This window comes from Peteryoungia ipomoeae, assembly GCF_004912165.1.
In the GTDB taxonomy this organism is placed as follows: Bacteria; Pseudomonadota; Alphaproteobacteria; order Rhizobiales; family Rhizobiaceae; genus Allorhizobium; species Allorhizobium ipomoeae.
Window position 1 is genome coordinate 221,639 of sequence record NZ_STGV01000007.1, and the last position, 14,635, is coordinate 236,273.

Here is a 14,635-nt window from a genome sequence, read left to right on the forward strand (position 1 = left end):
CTGCAATGCGACTGTTTCACTGCACGAACTGCCCCAATGTCGTGCATTTCGATAATACGGCCTGCGTGATTTGCGACGCGCATCTCGTCTTCCGTCCCTCGCGTCTGGATATGGCGTCGCTGGATGCGTCCGACGGCGCGATGCTGCCACGAGACGGATCGCCCCCACCACAGCGCTGCGCCAATAGCGGTCTTTGCGGCTGCAACTGGCTGGTCGAAGACGGGGATGAGAGCCGCTTTTGCCTCGCCTGCCGGCACAATGTCACGATCCCCGATCTCTCCGTGCCTGACAATGTTGCCAATTGGCAGAAGATCGAGCTGGCCAAACGATCGCTCTTTTATTCCCTTCTGCGTTTCAAGCTCCCGCTCGTCACCCGCAGGGATAACCCTCAGTCAGGGCTTGGATTTGCCTTCCTGGCCGACAATCCGGATCCGGCTGCGGAGGGAACGGTGCTCACGGGGCACGACGAGGGGTTGATCACGCTCAATGTTGCGGAAGCCTCCGATGCGGAGCGGGAGGCGCGCCGGGTGACGCTCGGCGAACCCTTCCGCACCTTGCTTGGACATTTCCGCCATGAGATCGCCCATTACTACTGGAATGTCCTCGTGCGGGACGTCAACGCTTTCGAGGCGTTCCGCGCTGTGTTCGGCGACGAGCGGCAGGATTATGCTGCCTCGCTTCAAGACCACTATCGCAATGGTCCGAGTGCGGGCTGGGAAACGGAATATATCTCTGCCTATGCAGCAAGCCATCCATGGGAAGACTTCGCCGAAACCTTCGCGCACTACTTTCACATCGTCGATGCGCTCGATACGGCGGATGCCTTCGGCCTCAGAACTGATCCGGACGTCGAGGTTCCCGCAGATGGCCTGCAACTGAAGCGGACATTTGACAGTTATGCCGCGGTCAATGTGGATGCCCTGATCCGCGCATGGGTGCCGCTGACAGTGGCGATCAACAGCATCAACCGCAGCATGGGGCAGCCTGATCTCTACCCCTTCGTGATGCCCGAACCCGTTTTCCGGAAACTCTCCTATATCCACGATCTCCTGCGCCATCACGGTTAACCTGGCAGGTCGAAAACCAGATAATTGGAACAAGGCAAAGCTCTCCGCGTTAACATTTGTGTAACGCGGAGAGAAATCATGAACAGTCTTGCTGCTTTGCTTGTGATTGTTGCTTGCCATTCCCAGGACACAAGCTGCCTGGATGAGCCGGTGTCGGTGGTTTCTCACTCCACGCTGACAGAGTGCTTTGCGGCGCTGCCGCAAGAGCTTCAGCGGGCGCGCAAGCTGACGGACGTTGTCTACGGAGACTGCGTGCCAGTCGACGCCGAGCTGGTCGCAGGAAAAGAAATCCGCAAGTCGATTGCGCCTGAGCGCCTCGTGGCCTGGTCGTCGCGCGCTGCTGATGTCGAGGATGTGACGCCGCAGGCTGTTATGCCCCTGCCTCGGGTAATCCCAATTCCACTTGATCGCTATTAGTGATCGGAAAGGATAGGTCATGTCTGATCTGACGCCACCAGAGGCGCGCGCCCATGTCGATGCCCGTACACGGTTGCTTGCGCAAGAGGCAGGAACTGACAAGGATTTGGGGAGTTCAGTGCCACCGCTCTACAAGCGTTCCACGACCGTGCTGTTGGGTGGAATGCTTGTCGTTATCATCGTTGGTTTGGTGTGGGTCGCAGTCTAAGGCATTGCAAAGACGGTCCGAAACGCCGTCCGGCCTCCAGCAATTCAATGAAAATCCATAAAGATGAAGATTTTTCTCGAGACCTCGCGTTTGCGAGGCGTCCATTGGCAAGATCCTGGCCAAGGATTGAGTTGTGCAGTGTATCATGGGAGGCGCGTAGCCGCGCCTCCCATTGTCATTATGCGCGGCGGAACAGGCGCATGGCCAGCGATACCAGGAACAGGATGATGAAGATCCCGAACAATACCTGGGCAATACCAGCAGATGCGCCGGCAACGCCGCCAAAACCGAGTACGCCAGCGATCAGGGCGATGACGAGAAAGACGAGTGCATAATAAAGCATGAGATTTCTCCTTGTTCGACGACAGGATAAACGGGATGCTTCAAGAATTGTTCCGGCTGAGCGCTGATGCGGCCGCGAAATCCGCTTCAGATTTTTTCTTTCCTTGACGGAACAATGAGACGCTCGCCACGTTTGATCCGCGAGATTTGCCACACGTGTTGGAACATTGAACAATATGACAGAGCATCCGAAAAAAGGCATGACAGAACAAGGGCAGGCGGGGATGAAGCCATTTCACCCAAGCGTCGCCGACCAGCTGCGCGATTATTATCAGTCGGTTCAGGAAGAAGGTATTCCAGACCGGTTCATGCAGCTCCTGGAAAAGCTTGATGCAGCAGAGCGGGGCGTCGCGCTTGCTGAGAAGGACGATGCCCGATGACAATGGACCAGCAGGAAATTGACCGCTCCTTCAAGCGTGATCTACTGGCCGCCCTGCCAAACCTGCGGGCCTTCGCCGTGTCGCTTACCGGTCGTCACCACGTGGCCGATGACCTGGTGCAGGACACGATCATGAAGGCCTGGGCCAAGCAGTCGCATTTCGAGCCCGGTACCAACATGAAGGCCTGGCTGTTCACCATTCTGCGCAACGAGTTCTATTCCCAGATGCGAAAGCGCGGCCGTGAAGTGTCGGATACCGACGGTATCTTCACATCGCAACTTTCCACGCATCCGCAGCAGTATGGTTCCCTCGACCTGCAGGATTTCAAGCGCGCGCTCGATCAGCTGCCGAGCGATCAGCGTGAAGCCATCATCCTCGTTGGTGCCTCGGGTTTTGCCTACGAAGAGGCGGCAGAGATCTGCGGTTGCGCTGTGGGCACGATCAAGAGCCGCATCAATCGTGCACGCAACAAGCTTCAGGAACTGTTGGGCGTCAGCGGCGAAGGCGACTATGGCCCCGATGCCAACAGTTCAGCTGTTATCAAGAAGGCCTTCGCTGTCTGATCCGGGTAATTGTTTCAGCACCTGTCTGACGACGCCGAGAAGTTCATTATGGATCAGCGGCTTCTGCACTTGAAGCCGTGATCCAACATGGACCGGGTCGGGTTCATTCACAGCATAGGACGAAAGGAAGATGACCGTCGCACCCTTGGCTTCGATCATGGCAGCGCGCTCAATGTTGACCGTCGTGCGCGCCTCGGCCTCGATGATTGCAATATCGAAGCGCTGCTTCTCAAGCGCTTCGGCAAGAGCGTTCAGCGGTACGATCTGAATATCGCAGCTGATCGCGGCATCGAGCAGGTGCTCGACGTCCAGGGCAATGAAATACTGGGTTTCAGCAATCAGGATCTGCGGTTGCGGCATAATCATCCATCACTTCTTTTCTGGCCGCATTATCCTGTTGGGTTAAGAGCCGGCATTTAAAAAAGACATGGCATTATGCGAATTGTTCCATACGCCGTGCAAGACTGCTAATAAGGGGGACCCATGACAACCGAACCGCGCTCCAACGTAACGCGTGTGAGCTGCTTCGATTGCCCCTTGCGGTCACTCGCAGGTTTCCGAGCATTTTCCGAGAGTGAGTTGAATTTCGTTTCGCAGTTCAAGCGGGGCGAACTGCTTGCGGATTCCAGTTCGACCATTCTGGTGGAGGGGGCAAAGAGCGCGCACCTCTACACGGTGCTTTCCGGCTGGGGGTTCCGCTACAAGATTCTCGAGGATGGCAGGCGCCAGATCCTGAACTACGTCGTTCCGGGCGACATGGTGGGCCTGCAAGGGGCTCTGATGGCCGAGATGCAGCATTCGGTCGAAGCGCTGACCCCCATGACACTGTGTGTCTTCGAGCGGTCCAAGCTCTATTCCCTTTTCGAACGCCATGCGGGACTGGGTTTCGATCTGACCTGGCTTGCCGCTCGCGAGGAGGCGATCCTTGACGAACACCTGCTCAGCATCGGTCGCCGCTCGGCTGTCGAACGCGCGGCCTATCTGCTCGGCTTTCTCTATGATCGGGGCATCAAGTCGGGGATGCTCAGCGAAACCAATCGCCACATTCCGGTGACGCAGATGCATTTTGCGGATACGCTGGGCCTCTCGATCGTCCACACAAACAAGACATTGCGGAAACTCGCAGATCGGGGCCTGATCCTTTGGCGCGAGCGTGGCTGCGAAATTCTCGATCCCGAAGGCCTTCAGACGCTGTCCAGCTGGGCGCCTGAAGAACTGCGCCAGCGCCCCTTCATCTGAGGATGTAAAAAAGGGTCCATTCCGGACCCTTTTTCATTTCAGCTATTTTGCCTCAGGCGACGATCAAAACGCCGGTAAAGAGCGCGATGATCATGATGACCAGCACGATGAATATGAGGATTTTCGCGATTCCGGCAGAAGCGCCTGCCACGCCGCGGAAGCCGAGCAGGCTTGCGACACCGGCGATGAGAAGCAGGATCAGGATCCACTGCAGCATTGGGTCTCTCCATCGTTTGCGTTTTCAAAAACTACAATCGGGAGCTCGGCGAATTGTTCCCGATGGCTGCCGATCAGCCAGGCCTTGGAAATACGCAGTAAAATCGATTTAAGGCTGTAGACCCGTCGTCGAAACCATCACATCACCGTCACGCCGGACTAGACAGCGGCGCTGACATCTGATCGTCTCCGGCGCCAGCCTGGCTGTCATTTTGCGCGGCCTTGTTTGTGTTTGATCGTTCGATTTTGGAGCGAGGGAGATGGGATTGAGGATCGGATCACCGAAGGAATTATACGCTGGCGAAGCCCGCGTTGCCATGACGCCAGATAGCGCCGTTCAGCTGCAGAAACTGGGCTTCGACTGCGTCATCGAGGCCGGTGCCGGCAAGGCCGCGGGCTTCTCCGACGCCGCTTATCAGGCCGTTGGCGTGACTGTGGTCGAGACGGGGGCTGCTCTTTACGAGGCTTCCGACATCATTGCCAAGGTTCGTCCTCCGGAAGGATCGGAAGTCGATCGTCTCGGCCCCGGCAAGACGCTGATTTCCTTCTTCTATCCCGCGCAGAACGCGGCTCTGCTCGAGCAGGCGCGGGAGAAGGGCGCCACCGTCGTTGCCATGGACATGGTGCCGCGTATTTCTCGCGCCCAGAAGATGGATGCCCTGTCGTCGATGGCCAACATCGCCGGCTACCGGGCGGTGATCGAGGCGGGCAACAATTTCGGCCGCTTCTTCACCGGCCAGGTCACAGCTGCCGGCAAGGTACCGCCGGCCAAGGTCCTGGTCATCGGCGCCGGCGTGGCAGGACTTGCCGCCATTGGCACCGCGACGTCGCTTGGCGCGATCACCTATGCCTTCGACGTTCGCCCTGAAGTGGCCGAGCAGATCGAAAGCATGGGGGCGCAGTTCGTTTTCCTCGATTTCGAAGCAACACAGGATGGTGCCGCGACCGGCGGCTATGCAGCGCCGTCTTCGCCGGAATTCCGCGAAAAGCAGCTTGCCAAGTTCCGCGAACTGGCGCCCGAGATGGATATCGTCATCACCACGGCACTCATCCCCGGCCGTGACGCGCCGAAGCTCTGGCTCGCCGATATGGTGGCCGCGATGAAGCCCGGCTCCGTCGTCGTCGACCTTGCTGCCGAGCGTGGCGGCAATTGCGACCTGACCGTTGCAGACCAGAAGATCGTCTCCGAGAACGGCGTGACGATCGTCGGCTATACCGACTTCCCGAGCCGCATGGCGGCGCAGTCTTCGACGCTCTACTCGACGAACATCCGCCACATGATGACGGATCTGACGCCGGGCAAGGATGGCGTCGTGGTGCACAACATGGAAGACGACGTCATCCGGGGTGCGACCGTGACCAAGGCCGGCGAGATCACCTATCCGCCGCCGCCGCCAAAGATCCAGGCGATCGCCGCTGCCAAGCCGAAGGAAAAGGTGAAGGAGCTGACGCCGGAGGAGAAGCGGGCGCAGGAAATCGCCGCGTTCAAGACCCAGACCCGCAACCAGGTGGCGATGCTCGCCGGCGGTGGTGCGCTGATCCTTTTGGCCGGTCTTTATGCGCCGGCCAGTTTCATGAGCCATTTCATCGTTTTCGTGCTCGCCTGTTTCGTCGGCTTCCAGGTCATCTGGAATGTCAGCCATTCGCTGCACACGCCGCTGATGGCCATCACCAACGCCATTTCCTCGATCATCATTCTGGGTGCCCTGATGCAGATTGGCTCGGGCAATTTCCTGGTGATCATCCTCGCCGCATTGTCGGTCCTCATGGCCGGCATCAACATCTTCGGTGGCTTCATGGTCACCCGGCGCATGCTTGCCATGTTCCAGAAGTCTTGAGTTAGGGGAGGGGACACATATGGAATACGGATTTACCACAGCGGCCTACGTCGTGTCGGCTGTTCTCTTCATCCTCTCGCTCGGCGGCCTCTCGGGGCAGGAAAGCGCCAAGCGCGCCGTCTGGTACGGCATCGTCGGCATGGGGCTTGCCGTCGTTGCGACGCTTTACGGCCCGGGTGCCGGCAACTGGTTTGTCTCGGCAGTGATGATCGCCATCGGTGGCGGTATCGGCTGGGTCGTTGCGCAGCGTGTCCAGATGACGGAAATGCCGCAGCTGGTCGCGGCCATGCATTCTCTGGTCGGTCTCGCTGCCGTCTTCATCGGCTTCAACGCCGAAATCGAGATGTGGCGCATTGCCAGCACGCTGTCTGAGGCAGGCCTCACCGCCTGCGATCCGCTGAGCGCGGTTGCCTGTGCTCTGCAGGCGGGCAAGCCCGGCCTGTTCTCCGAATTCACCGGCTTTGCGCTGAAGATCGCCGAGAAGACGACAGCAGAAATCGCCGTGCTGAAGATCGAGGTCTTCCTCGGCGTCTTCATCGGCGCGGTCACCTTCACCGGCTCGGTCGTCGCCTATGGCAAGCTGGCCGGCAAGGTAGACGGCAAGGCGACGAAGCTTCCCGGCGGCCATCTCCTGAATGCCGGCGCGGCACTCGGTTCGCTGCTCCTGCTCGTGCTCTACTTCCAGGGCGCCGGCAGCTGGACGCTGATCCTGATGACGCTGCTTGCGCTCTTCATCGGCTATCACCTGATCATGGGCATTGGCGGCGCCGACATGCCGGTCGTCGTTTCCATGCTCAACAGCTATTCCGGCTGGGCGGCCGCGGCCATCGGCTTTTCGCTGTCGAACGATCTCCTGATCGTCGTCGGTGCGCTGGTGGGCTCCTCCGGTGCGATCCTCTCCTACATCATGTGCAAGGCGATGAACCGAAGCTTCGTCTCGGTCATCCTCGGCGGCTTCGGCGGCACGACCGGTCCGCAGATGGAAGTGACCGGAGAGCAGATCGCCATCGATGGCGACGGCGTGGCGAGCGCGCTGAACGAGGCCGATTCGATCATCATCGTTCCGGGTTACGGTATGGCTGTTGCGCAGGCGCAGCAGTCGGTCTCGGAACTCACTCGCAAGCTGCGTGCTGCCGGCAAGGAAGTACGCTTCGCGATCCATCCGGTCGCCGGCCGTCTGCCGGGCCACATGAACGTACTGCTTGCCGAAGCCAAGGTGCCTTATGACATCGTTCTGGAAATGGACGAGATCAACGAGGACTTCCCCGAAACGGATGTGGTCATCGTCATCGGCTCGAACGACATCGTCAATCCGGCAGCCCAGGAAGACCCGAACTCGCCCATCGCCGGCATGCCGGTTCTGGAAGTGTGGAAGGCCAAGCAGGTTTTCGTCTCCAAGCGCGGCCAGGGCACCGGCTATTCCGGCATCGAGAACCCGCTTTTCTACAAGGAGAACACGCGGATGTTCTACGGTGACGCGAAGAAGTCGATCGACAGCATCCTGCCGATGATCAGGTAAGGCGGAATGGGTTGGAACATGAAAAGCCGGGTGGTAGCGCCCGGCTTTTTTGTTGGCGGATCTGTATTCGTTTTGATACATTGTCAGGATGAAGCTGATCCAGTGGCTTGGAAGTAGCAGGACCGATGTTCGTGCGTTCCCTGAAGACGCCCGGATTGATGCGGGCTGGCAGTTGGAATTGGTTCAACGCGGCGAAGATCCTGATGACTGGAAGCCGATGCCGACGATTGGCCCCGGTGTTCGAGAAATAAGGATTCGGGAAGCGTCTGCTGCCTTTCGCATCATGTATCTCGCCACGCTCGAGGATCGCGTGCTTGTTCTGCACGCCTTCCAGAAAAAGACGCAGGCGACGACTAAAAAAGATATCGAACTTGCTATCCTGAGGCTGAAGCGATGGAGACAAGAAACATGACAGAAGAGATCTACCGCAGCGTCTGGGATGCATTGGCAGATACGGAACAGGACGCGGCCAATCTCAAGGCCCGTTCTGCTCTGCTCTATGAGATTCGCAAGGTCGTTCTGGGGTGGGATGTCTCTCAGGATGAGGCCGCCAAGCGGCTCGGGCTGACGCGACCGAGGACGAACGACCTTCTAAGAGGAAAGCTCGCGAAATTCTCACTCGATGCGCTGGTTAATATCGCTGCGACAGCGCGGCTGGAGATTGAAATCCGAGTGAGAGACGCGGCTTAGCGCGACTCGGATGAGCTGGTCTGTGAACCGCTAGTCCGAATTCCAGGCGCAAACCCCGCCACATGGGCGGGGTCTACAGTTCGCCGAGGTGTCAGAGCTCAAGCATCCGCCTTGAAGGTCTGCTTCTGCGTACCAAGCCCCTCGATACCGAGTTCCACCACGTCGCCGGCCTTCAGGAACTGCGGCGGCTTCATGCCGAGGCCCACGCCCGGAGGCGTACCGGTGGAGATGACGTCGCCGGGATGCAGGCTCATGAACTGCGAGAGGTAGGAGACGACGTGGGCGACGCCGTAGACCATGGTCTTCGACGAGCCGTCCTGCATCATCTTGCCGTTCACCGAGAGCCACATCTTGAGGTCATGCGGGTTGGCGATCTCGTCCTTGGTGACGAGCCAGGGGCCGATCGGGCCAAAAGTGTCGCAGGACTTGCCCTTGGTCCACTGTCCCGCGCGCTCGGTCTGGAAGGCGCGTTCGGAGACGTCGTGGGAAACGCAGTAACCCGCGACATAATCCATGGCGTCGGCTTCCGAGACGTATTTCGCCGTCTTGCCGATGACGACGCCGAGTTCGACTTCCCAGTCGGTCTTTTCCGAACCGCGCGGGATCAGAACGTCGTCGTTCGGGCCACAGATCGCCGAGGTCGCCTTCATGAAGATCACCGGTTCCGGCGGAACCGTCGCGCCGGTTTCGGCGGCATGGTCGGAGTAGTTGAGGCCGATGCAGATGAACTTGCCGGTGCCGGCAACGCAGGCGCCGATGCGGTCGACTGCGATTTCCGGCAGCGAGGCCGGATCGATCGCTGCGATCTTGGCCAGGCCCTCGGGTGAAATGGCGGCGCCGCCGATATCGGCGACATGGCCGGAGAGGTCACGAACCTTGCCGTCCTTGTCGAGGATGGCGGGCTTTTCCTGGCCGAGCGGGCCGACGCGCATGAGTTTCATGGGTTTCTTCCTTCCTGAAGGTCGCGGCTGTGCCGCTCAGTGTAGTCTAGATCGCAATGCCGGCCGGAAAACCGCCTGACGCTTTTCCTGGCATTGCTCAAATCGTCCAGCCGCCGTCGATGGCGAAGGCCTGGCCGGAGGTATAGGTGGCGCCAGCAATGTAGACGGCGAGATCGGCGATTTCCTCCGGTGTCCCGAGCCGGCCCATGGGCTGGCGCGCGACGAAGGCGGCGCGGGCGGCATCATAATCGCCCTGGGCGCGCATGCGGTCCTGCAGCGAGGGACTGTCGACCGTACCCGGGCAAATGGCATTGCAGCGAATGCCCTGGGTTACATAATCGGCGGCCACGGATTTGGTCAGGCCGACTACGGCAGCCTTGGTCACGGTATAGGCGCAGCGGTTCGGCACGCCCTTCACCGAGCTTGCAACCGAGGCCATGTTGATGATCGAGCCGCCGCCGCGTTCCAGCATGGCGGGCAGAACAGCACGGATGGTGCGGATCATGGCACGGACATTGAGCTCAAACGCAAAATCGAGATCCTTGTCGGCCATGTCGAGCACGGTGCCGCCATGCACCACGCCGGCGCAGTTGAACAGCACGTCGAAGGGGCCGGTTTCGGCGATGGTGGATTGCACGGCCTCTTCATTGAGGACGTCGAGAACGCGTGTCGTGATGCCGGCTTCGCCGGCAAGCGAGGCAAGCGCGTCTGCATTGATATCCGTGGCAACAACGGTGGCGCCGGCACGGGCGAAGGCCAGCGCGCTGGCGCGCCCGATCCCCTGGCCGGCTGCCGTCACCAGAACATGCTTGTCTTTCATCGACCCTGACATGATGTCTCCTCCCAAATTCCCGCTCTGAACCGGCTAACGCCTTGCCTTTCGCCTTCAAGGCGGCGCTTCCCGGACCGCGATCACCCTTGCATAATCGTCCGGGCAATGCGAGCATCATTCATATGCAAAACATTTATTCATGATCGTCAAGGTCAGCGCCGAACGAAGATGGAGCAAATTGCGTGAACGAGGCAGATCAGGATCGTTATCGGGCGCCAGCCCTCGACAAGGGGCTCGATATTCTCGAGCTTCTTGCCGGCGTCGATGGCGGCTTGAGCCAGTCCGAAATTGCCAAACGGCTCGACCGCAGTCCCAACGAATTCTACCGCATGCTCGATCGCCTGGTGAAGCGCGGCTATGTCGCCCGGCTGGAGGGAGATCGCTACGCGCTGACGCTGAAGCTTTTCGGATTGGCGCATCGGCATGCGCCGATGCGGCGCCTCTCGGCGCTTGCCATGCCGCTGATGCGGGAACTGGCCGAGGCGACGCGCCAGGAGAACCATATCGTGGTCTATGATCGCGGCCATCCCGTCGTCATCGCGCAGATCGAGGCACCGGGTTACTGGGGCATTTCGATCCGGGTCGGGTCGCGCATGGGGCTTTTCGACACCGGCTCCGGCCATGTGCTTCTGGCCTTCCGCAGCCCTGACCTGCGGCAGATGATGGTGGCGGAGCACGAGGCAAGCGGCGGCCCTGCGGGGCGGCTGACGCCCGCCTTCGAGGCGCGGCTCACCGAGATTGCGGCGCGCGGCTATGAGCGCATGCCGAGCGCTGAAACGCCAGGTGTCGTCAATCTTTCGGCGCCGATCTCCAGTGCCGACGGGCAGGCCATCGGCGCACTGACAATCCCCTATATCGCGCTCATCAATTCGCCCGGCGCACCCGATATCGACACGACGCTGGATGCCCTGCTGGCCACGGCGCGGCAGATCTCGCGTCTTGCGGGCGAGGGGGCGCATGCCGTGCCGGACCCGCAGACGGACTGACTTTACGACCCCATCGGCCTTGGGAGGGGCCAGCCATGATCGTCGACACGCATCTTCACCTGATCTACCGCAACCGCCTGTCCTATCCCTGGCTGGAGAGCGAGCCCGCGCTGAATGCCGATTTCACCTGGGACACCTATCAGCGCGAGGCCCGGCGGATCGGCATCTCCTCCGTCTTGCACATGGAGGTCGATGTGGCGCCGGAAGACATATCGGCCGAAACGGCTGTGGTCGAGGAGTTGGCGCAATTACCCGGCAGCCTGCTTCGCGGCGCCATCGCCTCCTGCCGTCCGGAGGATCCGGGTTTTGCCGCCTATCTCGAGAGGCAGAAAGCCAATCCCTTCGTCAAAGGCCTTCGCCGGGTTCTGCATGTCGTGCCCGACGATGTCTCCGAGGGCGCGCTGTTCCGGGAGAACATCCGGCGTTTGTCCGGCACGGGTCTGACCTTCGATCTCTGCATGCTGCCGCATCAGGTCGACAAGGCGATCGCGCTCATCGATCTTGCGCCCGATGTGACCTTCATCCTCGATCACTGCGGCGTGCCTGACATCAAGGGGCATGGCTATCAAGCGTGGGAAAGCGGAGTCCGCGAAATCGCCAGGCGGGACAATGTGCGCGTCAAGATTTCCGGCATTCCGGCCTATGGCGATCCAGGAAGCTGGACGCTCGAGGATCTGAAACCGTATTTCGAGCATGTTATCGAGCTGTTCGGCTTTGACCGGGCAATCTGGGGATCGGACTGGCCCGTCTGTACCCTGGGCGGGGGGCTTTCCACCTGGGTTGCGACGACGCAGGCGCTTCTTCACGGTTGCACGACAGAGGAGAAGGACAAGCTCTTCTCCGCCAATGCGCGGGCGATCTGGCAGCTTGACTAGAGCATTTCCAGCCGAAGCGGGATCGCTTCGGCGTCGGACAATGCGGCAAAATCAGAAATACTCTAGCCGGTCTCGCCGCGTTCGCTCATGAGCCGGCGCAGGTAGCCGCGCATCGCCGTGATCAGGGCCTCGATATCGGCATTGGAGGCGGAGAGATCCTGCAGCGCATAGCTTTGCAAAATGATGCCGTCGATGCCGATCAGCATCTGGCGCGCAACCGCACGACCGATACGGCGCAGCTCCTCATCCGTATCATCCTCGAAAACGAGGTGGCCGTAAAAATCGATATAGGCGTTGTACTGCCGTGCGGCGAGCCATTCCGAACCCTTGCTGCGCAGCGCGTAAAGCGTCAGTTCCGTCTGGGCGATCTGCTTGTCGCGGGTGCGCTGAATGTAGCGCCAGCTTGCCCGGATCAGCGCCTCGACCCGATCCTCCGGATCGTGCGGCAGAGCCACGTCCTGCCGGTAGGCGGTGTCCATGTCCAAGATGAGGTCGTCGAGCACGGCGAGCAGCAGGCTCTCCTTGCTGTCGAAGTAGTAATGGAGCGTCGCCAGCCTGACGCCGGCGGAGGCCGCGATGCGCCGGGTTGTGAGTGCGGGGATGCCGCCTTCTTCCAGCGCCTCGCGGGCACCCCGGATGATCCGCTGCCGCGTCTCCAGCCCCTTCGGCGTCGCCCCCGGCAGCTTTTCCTTCAAGGCTTGGTCCCGGCCGGGATCGGCGGCTCGTGGTTTCGCGTCCTCCATCACCTAGTCTCGTTCAAAGGTGATCTTCCCGTCGCAGATCGTCACGCGTGACTCGACGCCCATCAGAGCATCCGGCGCCACCTGCTCGATGTCGGTGGACAGGACCACGACATCGGCGAGGTAACCGGGTATCAGTTTGCCCTTGCGGTCTTCCATGAACTCCACCCAGGCGCCGGTCGCGGTATAGGCCTCAAGCGCCTCCATGAGCGAGAAACGCTGGTCCTTCAGTCCGTCTTTCCATGGCTTGCGTGTCACGGCGTCCTGCAGGCACTGGAACGGCGAAACCGGGGAGACCGGCCAGTCGGAGGCGAAGACCACGGGTGCGCCAGCTTCTTTCATGCTGCGCCAGGCATAGGCCTGGTCCCAGCGGTCTTCACCGATCCTCGTGGTGGTCGGCTCGGCCGGAAAACAGGTGCCGCCCGGATAGTGGACCGGCTGCATCGAGGCAACGACACCAAGCTCGGCGAAGCGGGGGATGTCGTCCGGGTGAATGATCTCGATGTGCTCGATCCGGTGACGGTTGCCGCGCGCACCGTTCGCCTTCACGGCCGCTTCGTAACCATTCAGCGTCTGGCGGATCGCCGCACTGCCGATCGCGTGAACCGCGACCTGAAGCCCAAGCGCATCGGCCTTCGTGGCAATCGCGTTGAAGGCCTCGGGCGTGAAGAGCGGCTCATAGGTGTAGCCGGGCCGATCACCATAGCCCTCCAGCATATAGGCGGTCTGGCTGTCGAGAACGCCATCCATGAAGACCTTGACGAAATCGCTGCGCAACATGTCGCTTTGGAATTCCTGCTTCCAGTCCGCGGCCTTGTCGAGGTCATCAAGCGCCATGAAATTCTTCATGTGATAGGGAATGCGAATGCGGCAGGAGAGCTCGCCGGATTGCATGAGATCGCGCATCAGCCGCAGCTGGTAGTGATTGCCGTCGAAATTCTGGATCGAGGTGATACCCCAGGAGGCGCAATAGTCTAGGCCGGCCTTCAGGATCGCGCGGTCGAGCGCATATTGCTCCTGCGTCACGCTCTCGGGATCCATGCCGGTCACCATGCCGAGCTCCTCGCGGCCGCCTGTCGAGGCGAGCGCTGCCACGGGCCCGAAGGCATTGCCCTCGCGCAATTCTCCATTGGCAAGCCCGTCCGGCCCCATGACAACCTCGTTGCCGATGCCGACATCCTTGCCGTGCAAAAGGCCCGCCTCTTCCAGCGCGCGCGTATTGGCCCAGGCGGTGTGGTGGTCGGGGGCGAACATCATGAAGGAGCGATCGGGCAGGATCGCATCGAGGTGATGGCGAGTGCAGGGCTCGGTCAGCGAGATGATCGAATAGTCGGCGGAAAAGCCCATCAGCAGCGGCTCCTCCGGGTTCTTTGCCGCATAGTCTAGGATGGCCGCCTTCAGCGCTTCAAACCCCTGCACGCCGTGCAGGTTGAGCTGTCGCAGCGAAACCGAGCCTGGAAAGATGTGCATATGCGCTTCATTGAAGCCTGGCATGACGGTCGCGCCCCTCGCATCGATGCGGCGGGTGCCGGTTCCGGCCAACGCTTCGATGTCGGTGTTTGCGCCGAGGGCGAGAATGCGGTTGCCGGCAAGCGCGATCGCTTCCGCCGGCGGGCTTGCTCCGTCCATCGGCAGGACCCGGCCATTGATGATGATGATATCGGCTGTCTGCACCATGTCATACTCCGTGGACTGTCGGTTTGCCGCAACGGTCAGCGGCGACTGAAGGCGCGTCGGGTGACGTCTCGTCACCTGCGCGCGGTATCGTGAGAACGCGTTTCG

19 protein-coding genes are annotated in these 14,635 nt (G+C 60.6%); 12 read left to right on the forward strand and 7 right to left on the reverse strand.

Going from position 1 to position 14,635, the window contains the following annotated elements; all coding sequences use genetic code 11:
* Positions 1-5: 5 nt before the first annotated feature.
* From FAA97_RS18975 to FAA97_RS18985, 3 genes are all read left to right on the forward strand, one after another.
* Positions 6-1,067, forward strand: a complete 1,062-nt coding sequence (locus FAA97_RS18975) for a zinc-binding metallopeptidase family protein (RefSeq protein WP_136600136.1) — start codon at positions 6-8, stop codon at positions 1,065-1,067.
* Positions 1,068-1,145: 78 nt separating this feature from the next.
* A complete protein-coding gene (locus FAA97_RS18980) occupies positions 1,146-1,484 on the forward strand; it encodes a hypothetical protein (RefSeq protein WP_136600137.1) in 339 nt (112 codons plus the stop codon).
* Positions 1,485-1,503: 19 nt separating this feature from the next.
* The gene (locus FAA97_RS18985; protein WP_136600138.1) at positions 1,504-1,692 is read left to right on the forward strand and encodes a hypothetical protein; all 189 of its coding nucleotides are present in this window, start codon (positions 1,504-1,506) and stop codon (positions 1,690-1,692) included.
* A gap of 178 nt (positions 1,693-1,870) precedes the next feature.
* On the opposite strand, the gene FAA97_RS18990 is transcribed toward FAA97_RS18985, so the two are convergent.
* Positions 1,871-2,035: a DUF1328 domain-containing protein gene (locus FAA97_RS18990; protein ID WP_136600139.1), complete on the reverse strand. Its 165-nt coding sequence runs from the start codon at positions 2,033-2,035 to the stop codon at positions 1,871-1,873.
* 223 nt (positions 2,036-2,258) lie between these two features.
* Here FAA97_RS18990 and FAA97_RS18995 point away from each other — a divergent pair, with 223 nt between their 5' ends.
* Both FAA97_RS18995 and FAA97_RS19000 read left to right on the forward strand, forming a co-directional pair.
* A complete protein-coding gene (locus FAA97_RS18995) occupies positions 2,259-2,414 on the forward strand; it encodes a NepR family anti-sigma factor (protein ID WP_168801047.1) in 156 nt (51 codons plus the stop codon).
* Positions 2,415-2,416: 2 nt separating this feature from the next.
* The gene (locus FAA97_RS19000) at positions 2,417-2,977 is read left to right on the forward strand and encodes an RNA polymerase sigma factor (protein ID WP_136600184.1); all 561 of its coding nucleotides are present in this window, start codon (positions 2,417-2,419) and stop codon (positions 2,975-2,977) included.
* On the opposite strand, the gene FAA97_RS19005 is transcribed toward FAA97_RS19000, so the two are convergent.
* Positions 2,945-3,343 carry a response regulator gene (locus FAA97_RS19005; protein ID WP_136600141.1) on the reverse strand — a complete coding sequence of 133 codons (399 nt, stop codon included), beginning with the start codon at positions 3,341-3,343 and terminating at the stop codon, positions 2,945-2,947. The genes FAA97_RS19000 and FAA97_RS19005 overlap by 33 nt on opposite strands.
* 117 nt (positions 3,344-3,460) lie before the next feature.
* Here FAA97_RS19005 and FAA97_RS19010 point away from each other — a divergent pair, with 117 nt between their 5' ends.
* A complete protein-coding gene (locus tag FAA97_RS19010) occupies positions 3,461-4,216 on the forward strand; it encodes a Crp/Fnr family transcriptional regulator (protein ID WP_136600142.1) in 756 nt (251 codons plus the stop codon).
* A 52-nt stretch (positions 4,217-4,268) separates the two neighbouring features.
* Here FAA97_RS19010 and FAA97_RS19015 read toward each other — a convergent pair whose 3' ends face one another.
* Positions 4,269-4,433 (reverse strand): DUF1328 domain-containing protein, encoded by a 165-nt coding sequence (locus FAA97_RS19015; RefSeq protein ID WP_136600143.1) that lies wholly within the window; start codon positions 4,431-4,433, stop codon positions 4,269-4,271.
* Between the two features lie 265 nt (positions 4,434-4,698).
* Between FAA97_RS19015 and FAA97_RS19020 the strand changes: the two genes are divergently transcribed.
* From FAA97_RS19020 to FAA97_RS19035, 4 genes are all read left to right on the forward strand, one after another.
* The gene (locus FAA97_RS19020) at positions 4,699-6,270 is read left to right on the forward strand and encodes a Re/Si-specific NAD(P)(+) transhydrogenase subunit alpha (protein WP_136600144.1); all 1,572 of its coding nucleotides are present in this window, start codon (positions 4,699-4,701) and stop codon (positions 6,268-6,270) included.
* 19 nt (positions 6,271-6,289) lie between these two features.
* A complete protein-coding gene (locus FAA97_RS19025) occupies positions 6,290-7,789 on the forward strand; it encodes an NAD(P)(+) transhydrogenase (Re/Si-specific) subunit beta (RefSeq protein ID WP_136600145.1) in 1,500 nt (499 codons plus the stop codon).
* Between the two features lie 88 nt (positions 7,790-7,877).
* Positions 7,878-8,201 (forward strand): type II toxin-antitoxin system RelE/ParE family toxin, encoded by a 324-nt coding sequence (locus FAA97_RS19030; RefSeq protein WP_136600146.1) that lies wholly within the window; start codon positions 7,878-7,880, stop codon positions 8,199-8,201.
* Positions 8,198-8,479: a helix-turn-helix domain-containing protein gene (locus FAA97_RS19035; protein WP_136600147.1), complete on the forward strand. Its 282-nt coding sequence runs from the start codon at positions 8,198-8,200 to the stop codon at positions 8,477-8,479. Before FAA97_RS19030 ends, FAA97_RS19035 begins: the two co-directional genes overlap by 4 nt.
* A gap of 98 nt (positions 8,480-8,577) precedes the next feature.
* Here the strand turns inward: FAA97_RS19035 and FAA97_RS19040 are convergent, their stop codons facing one another.
* Entirely contained in the window at positions 8,578-9,420 is an 843-nt protein-coding gene (locus tag FAA97_RS19040) for a fumarylacetoacetate hydrolase family protein (protein ID WP_136600148.1), read from the reverse strand.
* Positions 9,421-9,517: 97 nt separating this feature from the next.
* Positions 9,518-10,252 (reverse strand): SDR family oxidoreductase, encoded by a 735-nt coding sequence (locus tag FAA97_RS19045; protein ID WP_136600149.1) that lies wholly within the window; start codon positions 10,250-10,252, stop codon positions 9,518-9,520.
* A gap of 182 nt (positions 10,253-10,434) precedes the next feature.
* Between FAA97_RS19045 and FAA97_RS19050 the strand changes: the two genes are divergently transcribed.
* Both FAA97_RS19050 and FAA97_RS19055 read left to right on the forward strand, forming a co-directional pair.
* Positions 10,435-11,238: an IclR family transcriptional regulator gene (locus FAA97_RS19050; protein WP_136600150.1), complete on the forward strand. Its 804-nt coding sequence runs from the start codon at positions 10,435-10,437 to the stop codon at positions 11,236-11,238.
* A gap of 35 nt (positions 11,239-11,273) precedes the next feature.
* A complete protein-coding gene (locus FAA97_RS19055; RefSeq protein WP_136600151.1) occupies positions 11,274-12,113 on the forward strand; it encodes an amidohydrolase family protein in 840 nt (279 codons plus the stop codon).
* 62 nt (positions 12,114-12,175) lie between these two features.
* Here FAA97_RS19055 and FAA97_RS19060 read toward each other — a convergent pair whose 3' ends face one another.
* On the reverse strand, positions 12,176-12,856 hold the full coding sequence (locus FAA97_RS19060) for a TetR/AcrR family transcriptional regulator (protein ID WP_136600152.1): 681 nt from the start codon (positions 12,854-12,856) through the stop codon (positions 12,176-12,178).
* 3 nt (positions 12,857-12,859) lie between these two features.
* Positions 12,860-14,530, reverse strand: coding sequence for an amidohydrolase (locus FAA97_RS19065; RefSeq protein ID WP_136600153.1), 1,671 nt, complete (start codon positions 14,528-14,530; stop codon positions 12,860-12,862).
* Positions 14,531-14,635 lie beyond the last annotated feature (105 nt).